15 protein-coding genes are annotated in these 17,025 nt (G+C 68.5%); 13 read left to right on the forward strand and 2 right to left on the reverse strand.

Going from position 1 to position 17,025, the window contains the following annotated elements; translation table 11 throughout:
• Positions 1-9: 9 nt before the first annotated feature.
• From meaB to P0D62_RS02715, 8 genes are all read left to right on the forward strand, one after another.
• Positions 10-1,023: a methylmalonyl Co-A mutase-associated GTPase MeaB gene (meaB, locus tag P0D62_RS02680; protein ID WP_275701075.1), complete on the forward strand. Its 1,014-nt coding sequence runs from the start codon at positions 10-12 to the stop codon at positions 1,021-1,023.
• Between the two features lie 105 nt (positions 1,024-1,128).
• Positions 1,129-1,821 carry an FhaA domain-containing protein gene (locus P0D62_RS02685; protein WP_275701076.1) on the forward strand — a complete coding sequence of 231 codons (693 nt, stop codon included), beginning with the start codon at positions 1,129-1,131 and terminating at the stop codon, positions 1,819-1,821.
• A gap of 4 nt (positions 1,822-1,825) precedes the next feature.
• Complete coding sequence (locus tag P0D62_RS02690; RefSeq protein WP_275701077.1) at positions 1,826-2,293, forward strand: FHA domain-containing protein FhaB/FipA; 468 nt, start codon at positions 1,826-1,828, stop codon at positions 2,291-2,293.
• A gap of 4 nt (positions 2,294-2,297) precedes the next feature.
• Positions 2,298-3,743 carry a PP2C family protein-serine/threonine phosphatase gene (locus P0D62_RS02695; protein WP_275701078.1) on the forward strand — a complete coding sequence of 482 codons (1,446 nt, stop codon included), beginning with the start codon at positions 2,298-2,300 and terminating at the stop codon, positions 3,741-3,743.
• Positions 3,743-5,137, forward strand: coding sequence for an FtsW/RodA/SpoVE family cell cycle protein (locus P0D62_RS02700; RefSeq protein WP_275701079.1), 1,395 nt, complete (start codon positions 3,743-3,745; stop codon positions 5,135-5,137). The genes P0D62_RS02695 and P0D62_RS02700 overlap by 1 nt, the downstream gene beginning before the upstream one ends.
• A complete protein-coding gene (locus tag P0D62_RS02705; protein WP_275701080.1) occupies positions 5,134-6,564 on the forward strand; it encodes a peptidoglycan D,D-transpeptidase FtsI family protein in 1,431 nt (476 codons plus the stop codon). The genes P0D62_RS02700 and P0D62_RS02705 overlap by 4 nt, the downstream gene beginning before the upstream one ends.
• Positions 6,565-6,640: 76 nt before the next feature.
• A complete protein-coding gene (pknB, locus tag P0D62_RS02710; protein ID WP_275701081.1) occupies positions 6,641-8,656 on the forward strand; it encodes a Stk1 family PASTA domain-containing Ser/Thr kinase in 2,016 nt (671 codons plus the stop codon).
• A complete protein-coding gene (locus P0D62_RS02715; protein ID WP_275701082.1) occupies positions 8,649-9,302 on the forward strand; it encodes an aminodeoxychorismate/anthranilate synthase component II in 654 nt (217 codons plus the stop codon). The genes pknB and P0D62_RS02715 overlap by 8 nt, the downstream gene beginning before the upstream one ends.
• A 165-nt stretch (positions 9,303-9,467) precedes the next feature.
• Here the strand turns inward: P0D62_RS02715 and P0D62_RS02720 are convergent, their stop codons facing one another.
• Positions 9,468-10,238: a DUF881 domain-containing protein gene (locus tag P0D62_RS02720; RefSeq protein ID WP_275701083.1), complete on the reverse strand. Its 771-nt coding sequence runs from the start codon at positions 10,236-10,238 to the stop codon at positions 9,468-9,470.
• A gap of 118 nt (positions 10,239-10,356) precedes the next feature.
• Here P0D62_RS02720 and P0D62_RS02725 point away from each other — a divergent pair, with 118 nt between their 5' ends.
• From P0D62_RS02725 to P0D62_RS02740, 4 genes are all read left to right on the forward strand, one after another.
• Positions 10,357-10,644 carry a cell division protein CrgA gene (locus P0D62_RS02725; protein WP_275701084.1) on the forward strand — a complete coding sequence of 96 codons (288 nt, stop codon included), beginning with the start codon at positions 10,357-10,359 and terminating at the stop codon, positions 10,642-10,644.
• 277 nt (positions 10,645-10,921) lie between these two features.
• Positions 10,922-12,436, forward strand: a complete 1,515-nt coding sequence (gene lysS / locus P0D62_RS02730) for a lysine--tRNA ligase (protein WP_275701085.1) — start codon at positions 10,922-10,924, stop codon at positions 12,434-12,436.
• A 69-nt stretch (positions 12,437-12,505) separates the two neighbouring features.
• Complete coding sequence (locus tag P0D62_RS02735) at positions 12,506-12,922, forward strand: VOC family protein (RefSeq protein ID WP_275701086.1); 417 nt, start codon at positions 12,506-12,508, stop codon at positions 12,920-12,922.
• Between the two features lie 77 nt (positions 12,923-12,999).
• A complete protein-coding gene (locus P0D62_RS02740) occupies positions 13,000-14,226 on the forward strand; it encodes an AGE family epimerase/isomerase (RefSeq protein WP_275701087.1) in 1,227 nt (408 codons plus the stop codon).
• 253 nt (positions 14,227-14,479) lie between these two features.
• Here the strand turns inward: P0D62_RS02740 and argS are convergent, their stop codons facing one another.
• Complete coding sequence (gene argS, locus P0D62_RS02745; RefSeq protein WP_275701088.1) at positions 14,480-16,114, reverse strand: arginine--tRNA ligase; 1,635 nt, start codon at positions 16,112-16,114, stop codon at positions 14,480-14,482.
• A 72-nt stretch (positions 16,115-16,186) separates the two neighbouring features.
• Here argS and P0D62_RS02750 point away from each other — a divergent pair, with 72 nt between their 5' ends.
• Positions 16,187-17,017 carry an aldo/keto reductase gene (locus tag P0D62_RS02750; RefSeq protein WP_275701089.1) on the forward strand — a complete coding sequence of 277 codons (831 nt, stop codon included), beginning with the start codon at positions 16,187-16,189 and terminating at the stop codon, positions 17,015-17,017.
• The last annotated feature ends 8 nt before the right edge of the window (positions 17,018-17,025 follow it).

Below are 17,025 nucleotides of genomic sequence, written 5' to 3' on the forward strand. Positions count from 1 at the left end.
GTGGAGGCCATGCGTAGGTTGAGCGTGGAAGAGCTGGCGGACGGTATCTCGTCGGGCGTCCGTGGCCACATCGCGCGGGCGATCACCCTCGTCGAGTCGACGAAGCCGGCCCATCGCGAGCAGGCCCACGAGCTGCTGCAACGCATCGCACCGCTGACCGGCAAGGCCTTCCGAGTGGGCGTCTCCGGCGTGCCCGGCGCCGGCAAGTCCACCTTCATCAACGCGATGGGCCAGAAGCTGATCGAAGAGCGCGACCACCTCGTCGCCGTGCTCGCCGTCGACCCCAGCTCCACCAAGACCGGCGGCTCCATCCTCGGCGACCGCACCCGGATGGGCGAGCTCGCGATGAGCGAGCGGGCCTTCATCCGCCCCTCACCCACGGCCGGCCATCTGGGTGGCGTGGCGCGCGCCACACGCGAGTCGATGCTGGTGCTGGAGGCCGCCGGCTACGACGTGGTGCTGGTGGAGACGGTGGGCGTCGGCCAGTCGGAGGTGGCCGTACACGGCATGGTGGACACCTTTCTGATGCTCCAGGTGGCGCGCACCGGCGACCAGCTCCAGGGCATCAAACGCGGCATCCTCGAGCTGGCCGATGTGATCGGCATCACCAAGGCCGACGGCGACAACCTGCAGGCCGCTCGCGTGTCGGCCCGCGAGCTGTCCATCGCCATGAAGCTGATCTCCTCCGACAACGCCAAACGCCGCGCTCCCGTGCTCACCTGTTCGAGCTACACGGGCGAGGGCCTCGACGAGGTGTGGGACGCCGTCCTGAAGCACCGCGAAGAGCTGGAGGCCACCGGCGGCCTCGCCGCTCACCGGCTGGAGCAGCAGCGCGACTGGATGTGGAACATGGTGCGCGACGAGCTGATGGAGTCGCTGCGCACCGCCCCGCAGGTGCGCGACGCCGCTCGCCAGGTCGGCGAGGCGCTGGCCTCCGAGGCGCTCAGCGCGTTGGAGGGAGCCGACGTCCTCCTGAAGGCCTTCGCCGACGCCGTGCCCAGCCTGCACTGGGCGAAGCAGTAACTGGGCAAAGCGGTAGCTGTCGGAAGCACCAGGAAGCCCCCATTAGTGGTGGCCAGGTAAGGTGGCCTGTGCCGCCTAGACGCCGGGAACGAGAAGGGAGGAAGCATGGGAGTCTTCGACAAGGCCGAAAAGAAGATCGAATCGGCCGTCGGTAAGGTCTTCGCACGTGCTTTCAAGGGCGACGTGCAGCCTGTCGAGATCGCCGCCGGAATCCAGCGCGAGCTGGACGCCGAAGCGAAGCTGCTCAGCAAGGGCAAGCGCCTCGTGCCCAACCAGTTCGCCGTCGGGTTGTCGTCGCACGACTACGACCGGCTCTACCCCTACGCCAAGACCCTCACCGCGGAGATCCTCCCCGGCATCCGGGAGCACGCCGCCGAGCGGACCTACGTCTTCAACGGGCCCATCTCCATCACCTACTACTGCGATCAGACGCTGCCCACCGGGCAGTTCACCGTCGCCAGCGAGGCCACCGATCCCGACGCGCCCAGCAAGCTTCCGCGCGCGGCCACCAGGCAGCTCGTCCTCGAGGTCAACGGGGTGCGCCATCCGCTTTCCCCGCCAGGACTGATGATCGGGCGGGGCAGCGACGCGGATCTGCGTCTCAACGACCCCGGCATCTCCCGCCGCCACGCCATGATCTCCGTGAGCAGCGGCGGGCAGATCACCATCGAGGACCTCGGTTCGACCAACGGCGTGCACGTCAACGGCGTGCGCGTGTCGAAGACCACTCTGGGCGAGGGATCCCGTATCGAACTGGGCAATACACGGTTGTTGGTGCACACGCCCGCGGAGCCGTGAGCCTATGTCCGACCTCATCGTGCTGACGATCAAGATCGTCTTCCTCGCCGTCCTATGGCTGTTCATCCTCTTCGTCGCCAATGTGGTGCGCACCGATATGTTCGGCAAGCGCGTGCCCGCGTCGTCGCTCGCGGCGGTGCCGGCTGACCGCGGACGGTCGAAGAAGTCGAAGAAGGCGCAGATCCCCACTCGGTTCGCCATCACCAGCGGCGCCTTGCAGGGCATGTCGGTGCCGGTGTCGTCGACGATCAATCTGGGCCGGGCGGCCGACAGCACGCTGCTCCTCGACGACGACTACGCCTCCGCCCGCCACGCGCAGCTCGTCCAGACCGACGAGACCACCTGGCTGGTGCACGACCTCAACTCCACCAACGGCACCTACGTCAACGGCAAGCCCGTGACCGAGCCCGTCCCGATCACGGTCGGCGACGTGGTGCGCATCGGCAAGACCTTGATGCGGCTGGAGGCGTGAGCTGATGGTCGCCGCCGAACGCTCGTCCGCCCCGTATTCGATCAGGGCACTGGCGCATTCAGAGGTGGGGCGAATCCGGAAGAACAACCAGGACTCCGGATACGCCTCACCCACCATGCTGCTGGTGTGCGACGGGATGGGCGGCGCGGCCGCCGGCGATCTGGCCTCCGCGGTAGCGGCGGTCGAGGCCAGCCGCTCCGATCGGCGGATCGCCGGCGCCGAGGACATGCTGAGCGCGATGTCGGGCATCATCTCGCGCACCAACGCCCGCCTGGGCGATCTCATCGACGACGATCACGCCCTCGACGGCATGGGCACCACCTTCTGCGGCGGCATGTTCAACGGGTCGCAGCTGGCCATCGCCCACGTCGGCGACTCCCGGGGATACCTGCTGCGAGACGGCGAGCTCACCCAGATCACCCACGACCACTCGTGGGTGCAGCAGCTCATCGACGAGGGCCGGATCACCCCTGAGCAAGCCGCCACGCATCCCCATCGGTCGCTGATCCTGAAGGTGCTGAACGGCCAGATGGACGCCGATCCCGACCTGATCGTGATGGACGTGCGGCCGGGCGACCGCTTCCTGTTCTGCTCCGACGGGCTCTCCGGCCTGATCGACGACGCCAGCATCGCGACCCTGCTCGCCATCCCCGACGTCGCCGTGGCGGTAGAGTTCCTCGCCCACGCGGCCTACGAGGCGGGCGGCCACGACAACATCACCGTCGTGGTGGGCGAGGTGGTCGAGCACGACGACGACCTCGAGCGCGCCGCCCCCATCCTGGTGGGCTCGGCCACCGAGGTGACCATTCCCAGGGTCGGCATCAGCCCCGGCCCGTCGAACGCCGACGGCCACGACTCCACCTATCCGACGCCTCCGGCGCAGACCGGCGAGCTGCCCCCCGACGAGGTGGCCCGCTACGCGCCACGGGAGGCGAAGCGCCGCTGGCCGGGCACGCTGGCCGCGATCCTCGTCGTGGCCCTGGTGCTCGGCGGCTCCGCCTGGGGCGCCGTCGCGTTCACCCGCACCCGCTACTTCGTCGCGGTCCACGACGGAAACGTGGCGATCTACAACGGCCTTCCCGGCACGGTGCTGGGCTACGAGCTGAACACGCTGGTGGAGGACACCGACATCGCGGTCGCCGACCTGCCGCGCTACTACCAGCGCGACGTGAACAACACGATCGCCGTCGACGACCTGGCGGCGGCGCAGGTCACCGCCGGGGAGCTTCGGATGCGCGCGGAACAGTGCGTCGCGACGCGGCTCGCTCGCTCGAACCCGCAGCCCTCGCCATCGCCCACCGCCAGCCGCACCGTGCCGCAGCTCCCCTACGCCACGGGCGCACCCGCCCAGCCCGCCACGTCGAGCCCCGAGTCCGCCGTTCCCTACCCCACCAACCTCGCTCCGTTGACGCCCGCAGCGTCGTCCGAGGCAGATCCGGAAGCCTGTTGATGTCGGTCAGCCCGCAACCCGAGTTCTCCGGCGACGTCATCGTCTACCGCCGCCGGCGTAACGTCGAGCTCGCCCTCATCCTGCTGGCGCAGAGCCTTGGCTTCGCCGGCTGGATCATCACGCATCTGAACCTGCACGGCGAGTTCCCGGCGCAGATCCCGCTGGTGGCAGGCCTCTGGTTCGGCGCCGGGCTGGTGGTGCACCTGGTGGTGCGCTTCGTCCTGCCTTACGCCGATCCCTTGATCCTGCCGATCGTGCTGCTGCTCAACGGTTTGGGGCTGGCGATGATCGCCCGCCTCGACCAGGCGTCGGATCCCATCGGCAGATACGCCCAGACGCAGCTGATCTGGACGCTGCTGGGGGTGTCGCTGTTCGTCGGCGTGATCGTCGTGCTGCGCGACCATCGGCGGCTGCAACGCTATCCCTATCTGCTGTTCATCGGCAGCCTGTTCCTGCTGCTGCTCCCGCTGATCCCCGGTCTGGGGCATCGCACCATGGGCGCCCAGATCTGGATCCGGGTGGGCTCGTTCTCGTTCCAGCCCGCAGAGATCGCCAAGATCAGCCTGGCCATCGCGTTCGCCGCCTACTTCTACGAGAAGCGCGACGTGCTGGCCCTGGCCGGACGCAAGGTGCTGGGCCTGACGCTGCCCCGCGCCCGCGACCTCGGCCCCATCCTGATCATGTGGGGCATCGCCCTGGTGATCATGGTCTACCAGAACGATCTGGGCACCTCCTTGCTGTTCTTCGGGCTGTTCACCGTGATGATCTACATCGCCACCGAGCGCCCCGCGTGGCCCATCCTCGGCGGCCTGCTGTTCCTTGCGGCGGGGGTGATGGCCTATCTGTTCACCAGCCACGTGCCGCGCCGCGTGAGCTCCTGGCTCGATCCATTCAGCGACTACGACCGCAACTACCAGATCATCCAGGGCCAGTTCGGCTTCGCCTGGGGCGGGCTGTTCGGCCGCGGATGGGGCGAGGGTCGCCCGCAGCTCACCCCGCTGCCGCAGAGCGACTTCATCGCCGCCAGCCTCGGCGAAGAGCTGGGCATCGTCGGCTTCATGGCGATCATCCTGCTCTACACGCTGCTCGCCGCCCGGGGCCTGAAGAGCGCGCTGATCGTGCCCGACGGCTTCGGCAAGCTGCTGGCCGGCGGCCTCAGCTTCGTCTTTGCGCTCCAGGTGTTCATCATCCTGGGCGGCATCACCCGGCTGCTTCCGCTGACCGGCCTGACGACGCCGTTCATGTCCCAGGGCGGCTCGTCGATGATCTCCAACTGGATCATCGTCGCCTTGCTGCTGCTGATCTCGCATCGGGCCCGCATGCCGCAGGCCGCCACCGCCGCTCCCATCGATGCCCGCAGCATGAACGACCAGACGACGGTGATCGCGCCATGAACGGACCCCTGCGCAAGGTGAGCATCTTCGTCGCGGTGATGATGGCGGCACTGCTGATCAACACCACGTGGATCTCGGTGGGCCGCACCGAGGCCCTCAACGAGCACCCGTTGAATCGTCGCGTGCGCGACGCCGAGTTCGCCCAGTACCGCGGCGCGATCCTCGTCGGCAACGACCCCATCGCCGTCAGCACCGAGACCGAATCCAACCGTTTCCCCTGGCGACGCAGCTACCCCGACGGCCGGCTGTGGGCGCCGGTGACGGGCTGGTACGCCTACGAGTACGGTCGCTCCGGCCTGGAGGCGTACTACGCCCCCGAACTCTCGGGCACGGCCGCGTCGATGTCGGTGACGCGCACCCTCGATGTCCTCTCCGGCCGCCAGTCCCAGGGCGCGAGCATCTCGACGACGCTCAACCCCGCCGCGCAGCAGGCCGCGTTGACCGCGCTGGGTAAGAAGCGCGGCGCCGTCGTCGCCATGAACTACGAGACCGGCGAGATCCTCGCCCTGGTCTCCACCCCCACCTTCGATCCCGAGCGGTTGTCGTCGCTGGACCTCTCCGACGTGCGCGAGAGCTGGGACGAGCTGCTGAACGACCCCGACGAGCCGCTGAAGAACCGCGCCACCCGCGAGATCTATCCCCCGGGATCCACGTTCAAGCTGGTGGTGGCCGCGGCCGCCCTGAAGGACGGAAAGCTGCCCGGCACCGAGCTGGAGGCGCCCACGTCGTTCCGGCTGCCCAACTCGTCGCGCTCCATCGGCAACTCCACCGATTGCGGCGGCACCACCGTCACGCTCGAGCAGGCGCTGAAGACCTCGTGCAACACGGCCTTCGCCAGCCTCGGCCTGGAGTTGGGTCAGGACAAGATCCGCGACATGGCCGAGTCCTTCGGGTTCAACCAGGAACAGACCATCGACATCGCGGCGGCCACCAGCGGCTACCCCACCGAGATGGACGAGGCCCAGACCGCGCTCTCGGCGATCGGCCAGTTCGACGTCACCGCGTCGCCGCTGCAGATCGTGCAGGTGGCGGCCGCCATCGCCAACGACGGCGTCGCCATGAAGCCCTATCTGGTGAGCACGGTCACCAACCGCGACCTCACCGTCGTCAGCTCGCAGCAGCCCGAGCGCCTGTCGCAGCCGCTGTCGCGCACCAACGCGCAGTTGCTGCAGCAGATGATGGAGACGGTGGTCGACGACGGCACGGGCCGGCCGGCGCGCATCGACGGGCTCACCGTCGGCGGCAAGACGGGCACCGCGCAAAGCGCCCCTGACAGGCCCCCTTACGCCTGGTTCGTGGGCTACGCGAAGGAGCCGAAGGTCGCCGTGGTGGCCTTCGTCGAGAACGCCGACGTGGCCCGTGACGACATCTCGGGAGGTCGCCTGGCCGCCCCCATCTTCAAGTCCGTGGTGGAGGCTCTGCGATGATTCCCTGCTTTTCTCAACTTGATTCGGCGCCCGACCCGGCACAATATGTGGGGGCAACTGCGAAAGGAACCGTGCGATGACTGAGCCTGGAGCGCTCCTCGGCGGCCGCTATCAACTCGACCAGATCATCGGTCGTGGCGGAATGGCCGAGGTATGGCGGGCGCACGACACGCGCCTGAGTCGCGACGTCGCCGTGAAGCGGCTGCGCATCGACCTGGCCAGCGACCCCACCTTCCAAGCCCGGTTCCGCCGCGAGGCGCAGTCCGCCGCCGGCCTGAACCACCCCAACATCGTCGCCGTCTACGACACCGGCGAGGAGCGCGACGACAAGTCCGACGTCATGGTGCCCTACATCGTGATGGAGCTGGTGGAGGGCATCACGCTGCGGGAGGTGCTGCGCGATGGCCGCCGGATCCTGCCGTCGAGGGCCTTGGAGTTCACCTCGGGCGTGCTGGACGCGCTGTCCTACAGCCACCGCGCCGGCATCATCCACCGCGACATCAAACCCGCCAACGTCATGCTGACCCCGCAGGGCAGCGTCAAGGTGATGGACTTCGGCATCGCCCGCGCCGTCGCGGACACCTCCGCCACCATGACCCAGACCGCCGCCGTGATCGGCACCGCGCAGTACCTCTCTCCCGAGCAGGCGCGTGGCGAGAAGGTCGACAACCGCTCCGACATCTATTCGGTGGGCTGCCTGCTCTACGAGCTGCTCGTCGGCGAGCCGCCGTTCAAGGGCGACTCTCCCGTCTCCGTCGCCTACCAGCACGTGCGCGAGGCCCCGGTGCCGCCGTCGCAGCGCGACCCCGAGGTGACACCCGAGATGGACGCCATCACGCTGAAGGCGCTCAACAAGGATCCGCGCGACCGCTACCAGGACGCCGCCGAGTTCCGCGACGACATCGCCGCCGCCCTTGCCGGCCGCCCCGTCGCCGCCATGGCCGCGTCCTTCCCCGCCGAAGCCGCCACCCAGGTGATCGCCAGCGATCCCCTCACCACCACCGCGCGCCGGGCGGCCGTGCCCACCGCCGTGGTACCGGCTGCCGGGGACGGCGGCGACGACGAGCTCGAGGCGGAAAGACCCAAGCGCACCGGTCTGAAGGCGACGCTGATCATCCTGTCCGTGCTGCTCGTGGCGGCCCTGGCGAGCGCCGTCTACATCCTGCTCAACCCGAGCGCCCCCACCTCGGTCGCTGTGCCGAAGGTCGCCGGCTTCACCCAAGAGGCCGCGGAGAAGGCGCTCAAGGACGTCGACCTCGTGCCCGATATCGAGGAGCAGACCAACCCCGAGATCGACGAGGGTTACGCCATCGGCACCAATCCCGCTGAGGGGCAGTCCGCCGAGAAGGGCTCCACCGTGACGCTCTTCATCTCGACGGGGCCAGGTTTGGTCGCCGTACCCGACGGGTTGGAGGGTCTCACCTTCGAGCAGGCGGAAGCCAAGCTCAAGACCGTCAATCTCGAGGCGGTCAGGGCCGAAGACCCCAGCGACGACGTCGAGAAAGACCATGTGATCCGCAGCGAGCCCGACGCCGGCAAGGAGCTCAAGCCGGGGGACAAGGTGACGCTCGTCGTCTCCACCGGCCCGGCCGACGTGGAGATCCCCGAAGGCTTGGAGGGAGTCACCTACGACGAAGCAGAGAGCACGCTGCGTGAGCTCGGCTTCGTGGTGGATCGGGAGACCGAGTCGAGCGACAGCGTCGACGAGGATCGGGTGATCCGCACCAATCCGGGCTCGGGCACGCCCGCCCCTTATGGCTCGACGGTGACGGTGACCGTCTCCACCGGTGCCGAGATGGTCACGGTTCCCAACCTCATCAACTCGACCACCGAGCAAGCGGTGCAAGCACTCAAGGATGCGGGCTTCGCCAACAAGCCGGAGGTCCGCGAGGTGCTCAATGCCAACGTCACCGAGGGCCTGGTCTTCTGGCAGAACCGGAGCCAGGGCGAGTCCGTCTCGCCCGACACCGTGATCGAGATCAACGTCGCCATCGCCCCGCAGGAAGAGCCCCCGCCGGACGAGGATCCCGGAACCGACGACCCCGGAACCGACGATCCCAACCAGAACACGGGCGAGGGCGACGGTGAGTGAGCCGGCGTCGGTCTCCGTCCTGGTGATCGACAACTACGACTCCTTCGTCTACAACATCGTCCAGTACCTGGCTCAGATCGGGGCCGAGGTGACGGTGTGGAGGAACGACGATCCGCGGTTCGCCGAGCCGGGGTGGTACGAGCCCTTCGACGGCGTGCTGCTGTCCCCCGGGCCTGGCACGCCCGAGGAGGCGGGGGTCTGCGTCGAGGTAGTGCGTCAGCTGACCGGCGTGAAGCCGCTGTTCGGCGTCTGCCTCGGCCTGCAGGCGATGACGGTGGCCTACGGGGGCGTCGTCGGGCGCGCGCCGGAACTGCTGCACGGCAAGACCTCGCCGGTGCGGCACTCCGGCACCGGGGTGTTCCGTGGGCTGGAGTCTCCGGTCACCACCACCCGCTACCACTCGCTGGCCGCCGAGCCGGAGACCCTGCCGGACGTGCTGGAGGTGACCGCCCGCACCGAGGACGGCACCATCATGGCGATCCGCCATCGCGAGCAGCTGGTGGAGGCCGTGCAGTTTCACCCGGAGTCGGTGCTCACCGAGGGCGGCTACCAGATGCTGGCCAACTGGCTCTCCGACTGCGGCGACACCGACGCCCCGGCCCGAGCCGCCCACTTGGCCCCGCTGGTCGCCATCTCCGTCCGGTAGGGCCCACCACGCTCTTTGAGGCGGGGAGCCTCGACAATCAGGACCAGCGCGCAGCACCGACCACGCTCTTTGAGGTGCGAGGCCGCCCGCGGCCGAGCCTCGAAAAGAGCCAGCGCACCCTTCCGCAGGGACTGTTCCCCGGCTGCCGGCCAGCCCGTTTCGAGGCTACGGACCGAGAACCTGGGCGTGGCTCAGACCCGGCGGGCCGCTGAATCCCGGGAGGTCGACGCGGGCCAGCCGCTCCTGGCTGTAACCCAGGCCGTAGGCGGCGACGTACTGCTGGTAGATCTGCACGGCCTCGCTCTCGCCGAGCGCGTACTCCATGCCTTCCTGATCTCCGACGGCGACAATCACGTAGGGCGGTGCGTATGGGACGCCGTGGAGAACCACCGTGTTGCCCACGCACTTCACCGCCGTCGTCGAGATCACTCGCTGGTTCTGGATGGTCATGGCCTCGGCGCCACCGGCCCAGAGCGCGTTCACCACGGCCTGGATGTCCTGCTGATGCACGACCAGGTCGTCATCGTCGGCACCGGCGGGTTTCACGTCGACGGGGGCGTCGGTGAGCGTGACTCGGATCGCGGGCCCGGCGACCGGAAGGGTCAGCGCTTCTTTGGCGGCCTCGTCGACGCGGTCCTGCAGCTGGGTGTCGACCAGCTGCTGCGCTCCGAGCCTCTCGACCTCGGCCCTGAGCTGCTCGGCCTCGTCCCGCAGTTCGGCCACTCGGTGATGCTGGGTCTCGGCGAGGGCGCGAAGGTCTGAGGCGCGGTCGCCGCGCAGGTCGTACCCGCGTGCGGCGATGGCGGAGACCGTAATCATGACCCCCGCGACGACGCACACCGCCACCGTCGTGATCCGCCCGCGCACCGTCCGGCGCCGTTCTTGGACGGAGGTGGGCGCAAGCCGCTCCCGGATCCGCTCCACCATGCCAGCCATTCCCCCAGCCTAGGCGGTCCTGCGGATAGGTGGTGCCCTCCCCGCTCTCGCCAGGATCCTCGGCGAATAGCTTTCTCAGGAGGTCGGGTTATGCTTGTGCGCGACTCTAGGAGGATCAGTGCCGGAATCGAAGGCGCGGAAGACCGCGTCCGACAAGAAGAAGCAGAAGCGAATCCACGATGCTGGCGAGAAGCATCAGGAGAACAGCGTGAAGCTGGCCTCCTCGGATCGCGGCTGGGTTCCCGTCGTCGCCAGTGTGGTGGCCCTGCTCGGTGTGGTGTGGCTCGTGGTCTCGCAGTTGGCCGGCCAGGACATCGGCTTCATGCGCGCGCTCGGCAACTGGAACATCGGCATCGCCATGGGACTGGTCGTGGTGAGCATGGGCCTGTTCACCCAGTGGAAGTAACCCCACCCCCCTCCCTCCCCCACCCTCGGAACTCTCTTCCGACCCAAACCAGGAAAATCGGCCAATGGCCGATTTTGCGGTGTCTAGTGCCGAGAATCGGCCACTACCCGCCTGGCTCCCCCCCCCCCGCCCTCCCCGGCTCATTCCAGGAAAATCGGCCAATGGCCGATTTTTCGGTGTCTGATGCCGGAAATCGGCCACTGCCCCATACGACGGGCCGGCGAGCGCGGTCCTTCGGCTTTCGGACAGCCCGATGGTCGCCGGTATGATGCCGTGCGTGACTGACGACGCCCTCCTCCCCACCGACTCCGAGCAGACAGCCGTCCGCAAAGAGAAGCGCGCCCGCCTGCTGGCGAGCGGCACCGAGGCCTACCCGGCTGATCTGGTGCGCACGCACCGGCTGAGCGAGGTGCGCTCCGGGTGGGACGCCAAGCTGCCCGAGCCCGGCGACGAGAGCCAGGACGTCGTCTCCATCGGCGGCCGAGTCGTGTTCATCCGCAACACCGGAAAGCTGGCCTTCGCCACGCTGCAGGATGCCTTCACTCCGCAAGACAACGGCGAGCGCCTGCAGGTGATGCTGTCGCTGGCCGAGGTGGGCGACGAGGCGCTGGCGGCCTGGAAGTCCGACGTCGACCTGGGCGACCACGTCTGGGTCGAGGGTCGCGTGATCCGCTCCAAGCGAGGCGAGTTGTCCGTCATGGCCTCGTCGTGGCGGATGGCGTCGAAGGCGCTGCGCCCCCTGCCCGTGCTGCACAAGGACCTCTCCGAGGAGGCCCGCGTGCGTCGTCGCTACGTCGACCTCATCGTGCGCGACGAGGCCCGCCAGATGATCCGCACGCGCTCGGCGATCACGCAGTCGATCCGGCAGACGCTCTACGGCCAGGACTACCTCGAGGTGGAGACCCCCATCCTGCAGCTGGTGCACGGCGGCGCCGCGGCGCGCCCGTTCGAGACGCACCTCAACGCCTTCGACATCGACATGTCGCTGCGTATCGCGCTGGAGCTGCACCTGAAGCGCACCATGGTCGGCGGCGCCGACCGCGTCTTCGAGATGGGCCGGGTGTTCCGCAACGAGGGCATCGACTCGTCGCACTCCCCCGAGTTCACCATGCTCGAGGCCTACCAGGCGTGGGGCGATCAGAGCACCATCGCCCGCCTCACCCAGGACATCGTCGTCGCAGCGGCCGACGCGATGGGCTCCCGCCAGGTGAGCACGGCCAAGGGCGAGGTGAACCTTGACGGCGAATGGCCGTGGCTGTCCTTCTACCCCGGTCTGTCTGACGCCGTCGGCGAGGAGATCACCGTCGAAACGCCTGTCGAGCGGCTGCGCGAGCTGGCTGACGAGCGGGAGATCGAATACAACCCCCAGTGGGACGCCGGCAAGATGGCCATGGAGCTGTTCGGCGAGATCGTCGAGCCGACGCTGATCCAGCCCACCTTCGTCTGCGACTACCCGTCGCTGGCCCAGCCGCTGGCCCGGCCGCATCGCACGGAGGCCGGCAAGGTGGAGGCCTGGGATCTGATCATCGGCGGCATGGAGTGCGGCACCGGCTTCACCGAGCTGATCGACCCCGTCGTGCAGCGCGACGTGCTGGTGGCGCAGTCACTGAAGGCCGCCGCCGGCGATCCCGAGGCGATGCAGCTCGACCACGACTTCATCGAGGCCCTCGAATACGGCGTCCCCCCGATGGGCGGCATGGGCCTCGGCATCGACCGCCTGGTGATGCTGCTGACCGGAGTCGGCATCCGCGAGACGATCCTCTACCCGCTGTTGCGCCCTAGCCAAGGCTGACTCACGCCGACTGTCGGCGAAATGGTCAGACCCTCCGCGTAGCGTGATCAGCGGACGAAAGGAACCACAATGACCATCAGCTTGGACCCCTACCTGAACTTCGCCGGCAACACCCGCGAGGCGATGGAGTTCTACCAGTCGATCTTCGGCGGCGAGCTCACCATCTCCACCTTCGGCGAGTACGGAATGGGCGACGACATGCCCGCCGACGGCGTGATGCACGCGCATCTCGCCACCTCGTCGTTCTCGCTCATGGCCTCCGACGCCATGCCGGGAGCGGAGACGACGTGGGGCGGAACCCGCAACTACCTGTCGGTGACCGGCGAGGCCGAAGACCGGGAGAAGCTCACCAGCTGGTTCGAGAAGCTCTCCTCCGACGGCGGCTCCGTCGGCATGCCGCTGGCGAAGCAGGTGTGGGGCGACGAGTTCGGCATCTGCATGGACCGCTACGGCTTGGAGTGGATGATCAGCTTCCCCGCCGGCTGATCCCTCCACCGGCCTCGTGGGCAGCGGAGTTGCGCAAGACGGCTTCTCGGACGCGCATGGGTTCTAGGATGTGGCTCATGACGCCTGGAGACTCCGCATACCGCATTGCCCAACGAGCCGACCTGCTGCGCTTCGCGGCGGGCTCCCGACACGAGGCCGGGTTCGGCTATCTGGACGAGGAAGGGCGGATCACGCCTGAGCGTCCGGTGGAGCTGTGGATCAGCTGCCGGATGACGCACGTGTTCGCGATGGGCCTGCTGGCCGGGGAGGCTCCCGCCGAAAGTGGTCCCGACGCGGACGCGCTGCGGGCGCTCGCCCAGCACGGCGTCGATGCCCTGCTCGACGGGCCGCTGCGCGACACCGTCAACGGCGGCTGGTTCGCGGGAGTGAACCCCGATGGTTCGCTGCTGTCCACCAAGATGGCCTACGCGCATGCCTTCGTGATCCTGGCTGCCACCAGCGCCAAGGTCGCCGGGCTTGATCGCGCCGACGAGCTGCTGGAGCTGGCGCTGTCCACCCAGAGCGAGCGGTTCTGGGACGAGGAAGTGGGGCTGTCCGTCGAGGAATGGGATGCCACCTGGAGCGAGCTCAGCACCTACCGCGGCGTGAACTCCAACATGCACACCGTCGAGTGCTACCTGGCGGCGGGCGACGTCACGGGTGACAAGCTGTGGCACCGTCGCGCCGGCCGGATCGCTGCGACGGTGGCCGGCTGGGCGCGCGGCAACGAGTGGCGCATCCCCGAGCACTTCACGTCGAGCTGGGAGCCCATGCTCGAGTTCCACGCCGACGAGCCCGCGCACCCCTTCCAGCCGTACGGCGCCACCGTCGGCCATGGCCTGGAGTGGGCTCGTCTGCTGGTCGCGGTGCACGAGAGCCTGGGCGACGAGGCCCCCGAAGGACTGGTCGAGGCCGCCGTCGCACTGACCGAGCGGGCGGTCGCCGACGGCTGGCACGCCGACGGCGCCGACGGTTTTGTCTACACCACCGACTGGCAGGGCAAGCCCGTGGTCGGGGCGCGGATGCACTGGGTGCTGTGCGAGGCGATCAACACCTCCGAGGTGCTGCATCGCGTCACCGACGACGAGCGCCATGCGGAAGACCTGGAGCGCTGGTGGGACTACGCCGACCGCTACCTGATCGATCACGAGCGCGGCTCTTGGCACCACGAGTTGGGCGTCACGAACGAGGTCCAGTTCGACACCTGGCCCGGAAAGCCCGACGCCTACCACGCCTACCAGGCCGCCTGGATGCAGGATCTCCCGACCACCCCGTCCTACACCTCCGCGATCGCCCAGAGCTGAGGCCTGGCTCTCCTCGAGGCTCGGCCGCGAACGGCCTCGCACCTCGAAGAGCGTGATTCCCCACGCTCTTCGAGGTGCGGAGGCGCTGGGGCGTACTTCGAGACGCTCGTACCTCGCTCCTCAGCTTGCGGGCTGCTTCGCGGACGCCGTGGGGCGGGAAAGAGGAGACTTTCGTATGAGCACCCGGAACGAGCCCAGAGCCGTAGCCTCGAGGTGAGCGACCGGCGGCCGACGAGCGTGGGAGCGTGAGGGACTACATCCGCTCCGGGGCGTCGATTCCTAGCAGGTACAGGCCCTTGGACAGAACCTGCTTGGTGGCGGCGCAGAGGGCCAGGCGGGAGGAACGCACCTCGCCCTCGGACTTCAGCACCGGGCAGGCCTCGTAGAAGGCGGACAGAGCCACCGCTAGGTCGTACAGGTAGCCGCAGAGCTTGTGGGGCTGCAGAGTGTGCGCCACCTCATCGACCACCTCGCCGAAGCGGCTGAGCATCAGCGCCAGGTTCTGCTCGGCGGGCTCGGCGAGCACGACGACGGAGCCGTAGCCGATCTTCTCGGCCTCGGCCTTGCGCAGGATCTGGCTGGCGCGGGCGTGCGCGTACTGCAGATAGGGGCCGGTGTCTCCGGTGGTCTGCACCATGCGCTCGGCGTCGAAGACGTAGTCCTTCTGCAGGCCCGTCGAGAGGTCGGCGTACTTGATGGCGGCCAGCGCGATGTTGGGCGCGGCCTCCTCCTCCGCGGCGTCCAGCAGCGACTCGAGCGTCGCGGCCGAACCATCCCGGGTCTTGAAGGGCTTGCCGTCGCGGCCGAGCACCATGCCGTAGCCGACGTGCTGGGCCACCACGTCGTCGGGCAGGAAGCCGGCCTTGCGTGCGGCCGCGAAGACCTGGGCGAAGTGGCCGGCCTGGCGGGCGTCGGTCACGTAGATGATGCGGTCGGCGTGCAGCTGACCGACCCGACGGCGAATCGCGGCCAGGTCGGTGGTGGCGTAGCCGTAGCCGCCGTCGGACTTGCGCACGATCAGCGGCGCCTCGAAGCCCTCGACGAAGACGCAGAGCGCACCGTTGTCCTCGACGGCGACGCCCGAGTCCTCGAGTTCCTTGGTGAGCACCGGCAGGTCGTCGTTGTAGGTGGACTCGCCGGCGATGTCATCGTCGGTGAGCAGCACACCGAGCCGGCGGTAGGCCTCGTTGAAGGCGGGCTTGGAGATCTCGACGAGCTGGCGCCAGATGCCCAGCGACTGCTCGTCGCCGCCCTGGAACAGCGCGACGCGGGCCCGGGCGCGGGTGGCGAACTCCTCGTCCTCGCGGAACCGCGCGGCGGCGCGCTTGTACAGCGCATCCGCGTCGGCCAGCGTCAGGGCACCGGCGTCGATGCCCTCGTCGAGCACCTCCTCGATCAGCATGCCGAACTGGGTGCCCCAGTCGCCGATGTGGTTCTGCGGCACGACGGTATGACCGATCGCGGAGAGCACCCGGTTGAAGCAGTCGCCGATGATGGTGGTGCGGAGATGCCCGACGTGCATCTGCTTGGCCACGTTGGGGCACGAGTAGTCGATCACCACGCGCTGCGGATAGGCCGCCGGGTTGATGCCGCCGTGCGGATCCTCCAGCAGCGCCGTGGCGGCGCCCGCCAGCACCTCCGGCTTGAGCCGGAAGTTGATGAAGCCCGGGCCGGCGATCTCCAGCGGCTCGCACAGATCGGTGATATCGAGCTGCTCGACGATCTCCTGCGCCACCACGCGCGGCGGCTTGCCCGCGTCCTTCGCCAGGCGGAGCGCGACGTTGGACTGGAAGTGGCCGAACTGGGGCTTGGTGGCCGGACGCATCTCGGGGTCGACGCCGGTGACGGCGCGCACACGCGAGTCCAGCAGAGCGGGCAAAGACAGCATGGGCATCATTCTTTCATGTCTGACAAAGGGTGTTGAATGGGGCACACACGCGATGGAAGGTGTGAGAAGAAGATGAACGCAGTGCCCCAGATCACCCTCAACGACGGCTACGCCATCCCGCAGATCGGGCTGGGGCTGTGGCAGGTGGGCGACAACGAGGCCGAGGCCGTCACGCTCGCGGGGCTCGAGGCCGGCTACCGGCACCTCGACGACGCCTTCATCTACGGCAACGAGGCGGGAGTCGGGCGCGCGATCGCGGCGTCGGGCATCCCTCGCGAGGAGATCTTCGTGACCACCAAGCTGTGGTTCGACTCGTTGACGCGCACCGCCGCCCGCGCGGCGATCGAGGCCAGCCTCACCAAGCTGGGCCTGGACTACGTCGACCTCTACCTGATCCACTGGCCCGCGCCCGCGCGCGGCTTCGAGTACCTCGACGCGTGGGGCTCGCTGATCGACTTCCGCAGCGAGGGCCTCACCCACAGCATCGGCGTTTCCAACTTCCTGCCGGACCACCTGGACGCGATCATCGACGACACCGGCATCGTGCCCGCCGTCAATCAGATCGAGCTGCATCCCACCTTCCAGCCCCACGACCTGATCTCGCAGTGCGCCGACCATGGCATCGCCATCGAGGCCTGGAGCCCCCTGGGCCACAGCCAGGATCTCGCGCATCCCGACGTCGTCGCGATCGCCGCCGAGCACGGCGTCACTCCGGCCCAGGTGATCCTGCGCTGGCATCTCGACCGCGGGTTCATTCCCCTGCCCAAGTCGGTGAACCCGGATCGCCAGCGCCAGAACCTCGACGTGTTCGGCTTCACGCTCACGCCTGCGCAGCGGGCGGCCATCGACGCGGCCAACACCGGCGTGCGCATCGGCTCCGACCCGATGGAGGTCGGGGCGTAGCGGTTCGG

It is taken from the genome of Tessaracoccus caeni (assembly GCF_029211185.1).
In the GTDB taxonomy this organism is placed as follows: Bacteria; Actinomycetota; Actinomycetes; order Propionibacteriales; family Propionibacteriaceae; genus Arachnia; species Arachnia caeni.

Coding starts and splice junctions, on each gene's coding strand:
- meaB (WP_275701075.1), top strand. CDS start 10: ATGCGTAGGTTGAGCGTGGAAGAGCTGGCGGACGGTATCTCGTCGGGC.
- P0D62_RS02685 (WP_275701076.1), top strand. CDS start 1,129: ATGGGAGTCTTCGACAAGGCCGAAAAGAAGATCGAATCGGCCGTCGGT.
- P0D62_RS02690 (WP_275701077.1), top strand. CDS start 1,826: ATGTCCGACCTCATCGTGCTGACGATCAAGATCGTCTTCCTCGCCGTC.
- P0D62_RS02695 (WP_275701078.1), top strand. CDS start 2,298: ATGGTCGCCGCCGAACGCTCGTCCGCCCCGTATTCGATCAGGGCACTG.
- P0D62_RS02700 (WP_275701079.1), top strand. CDS start 3,743: ATGTCGGTCAGCCCGCAACCCGAGTTCTCCGGCGACGTCATCGTCTAC.
- P0D62_RS02705 (WP_275701080.1), top strand. CDS start 5,134: ATGAACGGACCCCTGCGCAAGGTGAGCATCTTCGTCGCGGTGATGATG.
- pknB (WP_275701081.1), top strand. CDS start 6,641: ATGACTGAGCCTGGAGCGCTCCTCGGCGGCCGCTATCAACTCGACCAG.
- P0D62_RS02720 (WP_275701083.1), bottom strand. CDS start 10,238: ATGGCTGGCATGGTGGAGCGGATCCGGGAGCGGCTTGCGCCCACCTCC.
- P0D62_RS02735 (WP_275701086.1), top strand. CDS start 12,506: ATGACCATCAGCTTGGACCCCTACCTGAACTTCGCCGGCAACACCCGC.
- P0D62_RS02740 (WP_275701087.1), top strand. CDS start 13,000: ATGACGCCTGGAGACTCCGCATACCGCATTGCCCAACGAGCCGACCTG.
- argS (WP_275701088.1), bottom strand. CDS start 16,114: ATGCTGTCTTTGCCCGCTCTGCTGGACTCGCGTGTGCGCGCCGTCACC.
- P0D62_RS02750 (WP_275701089.1), top strand. CDS start 16,187: ATGAACGCAGTGCCCCAGATCACCCTCAACGACGGCTACGCCATCCCG.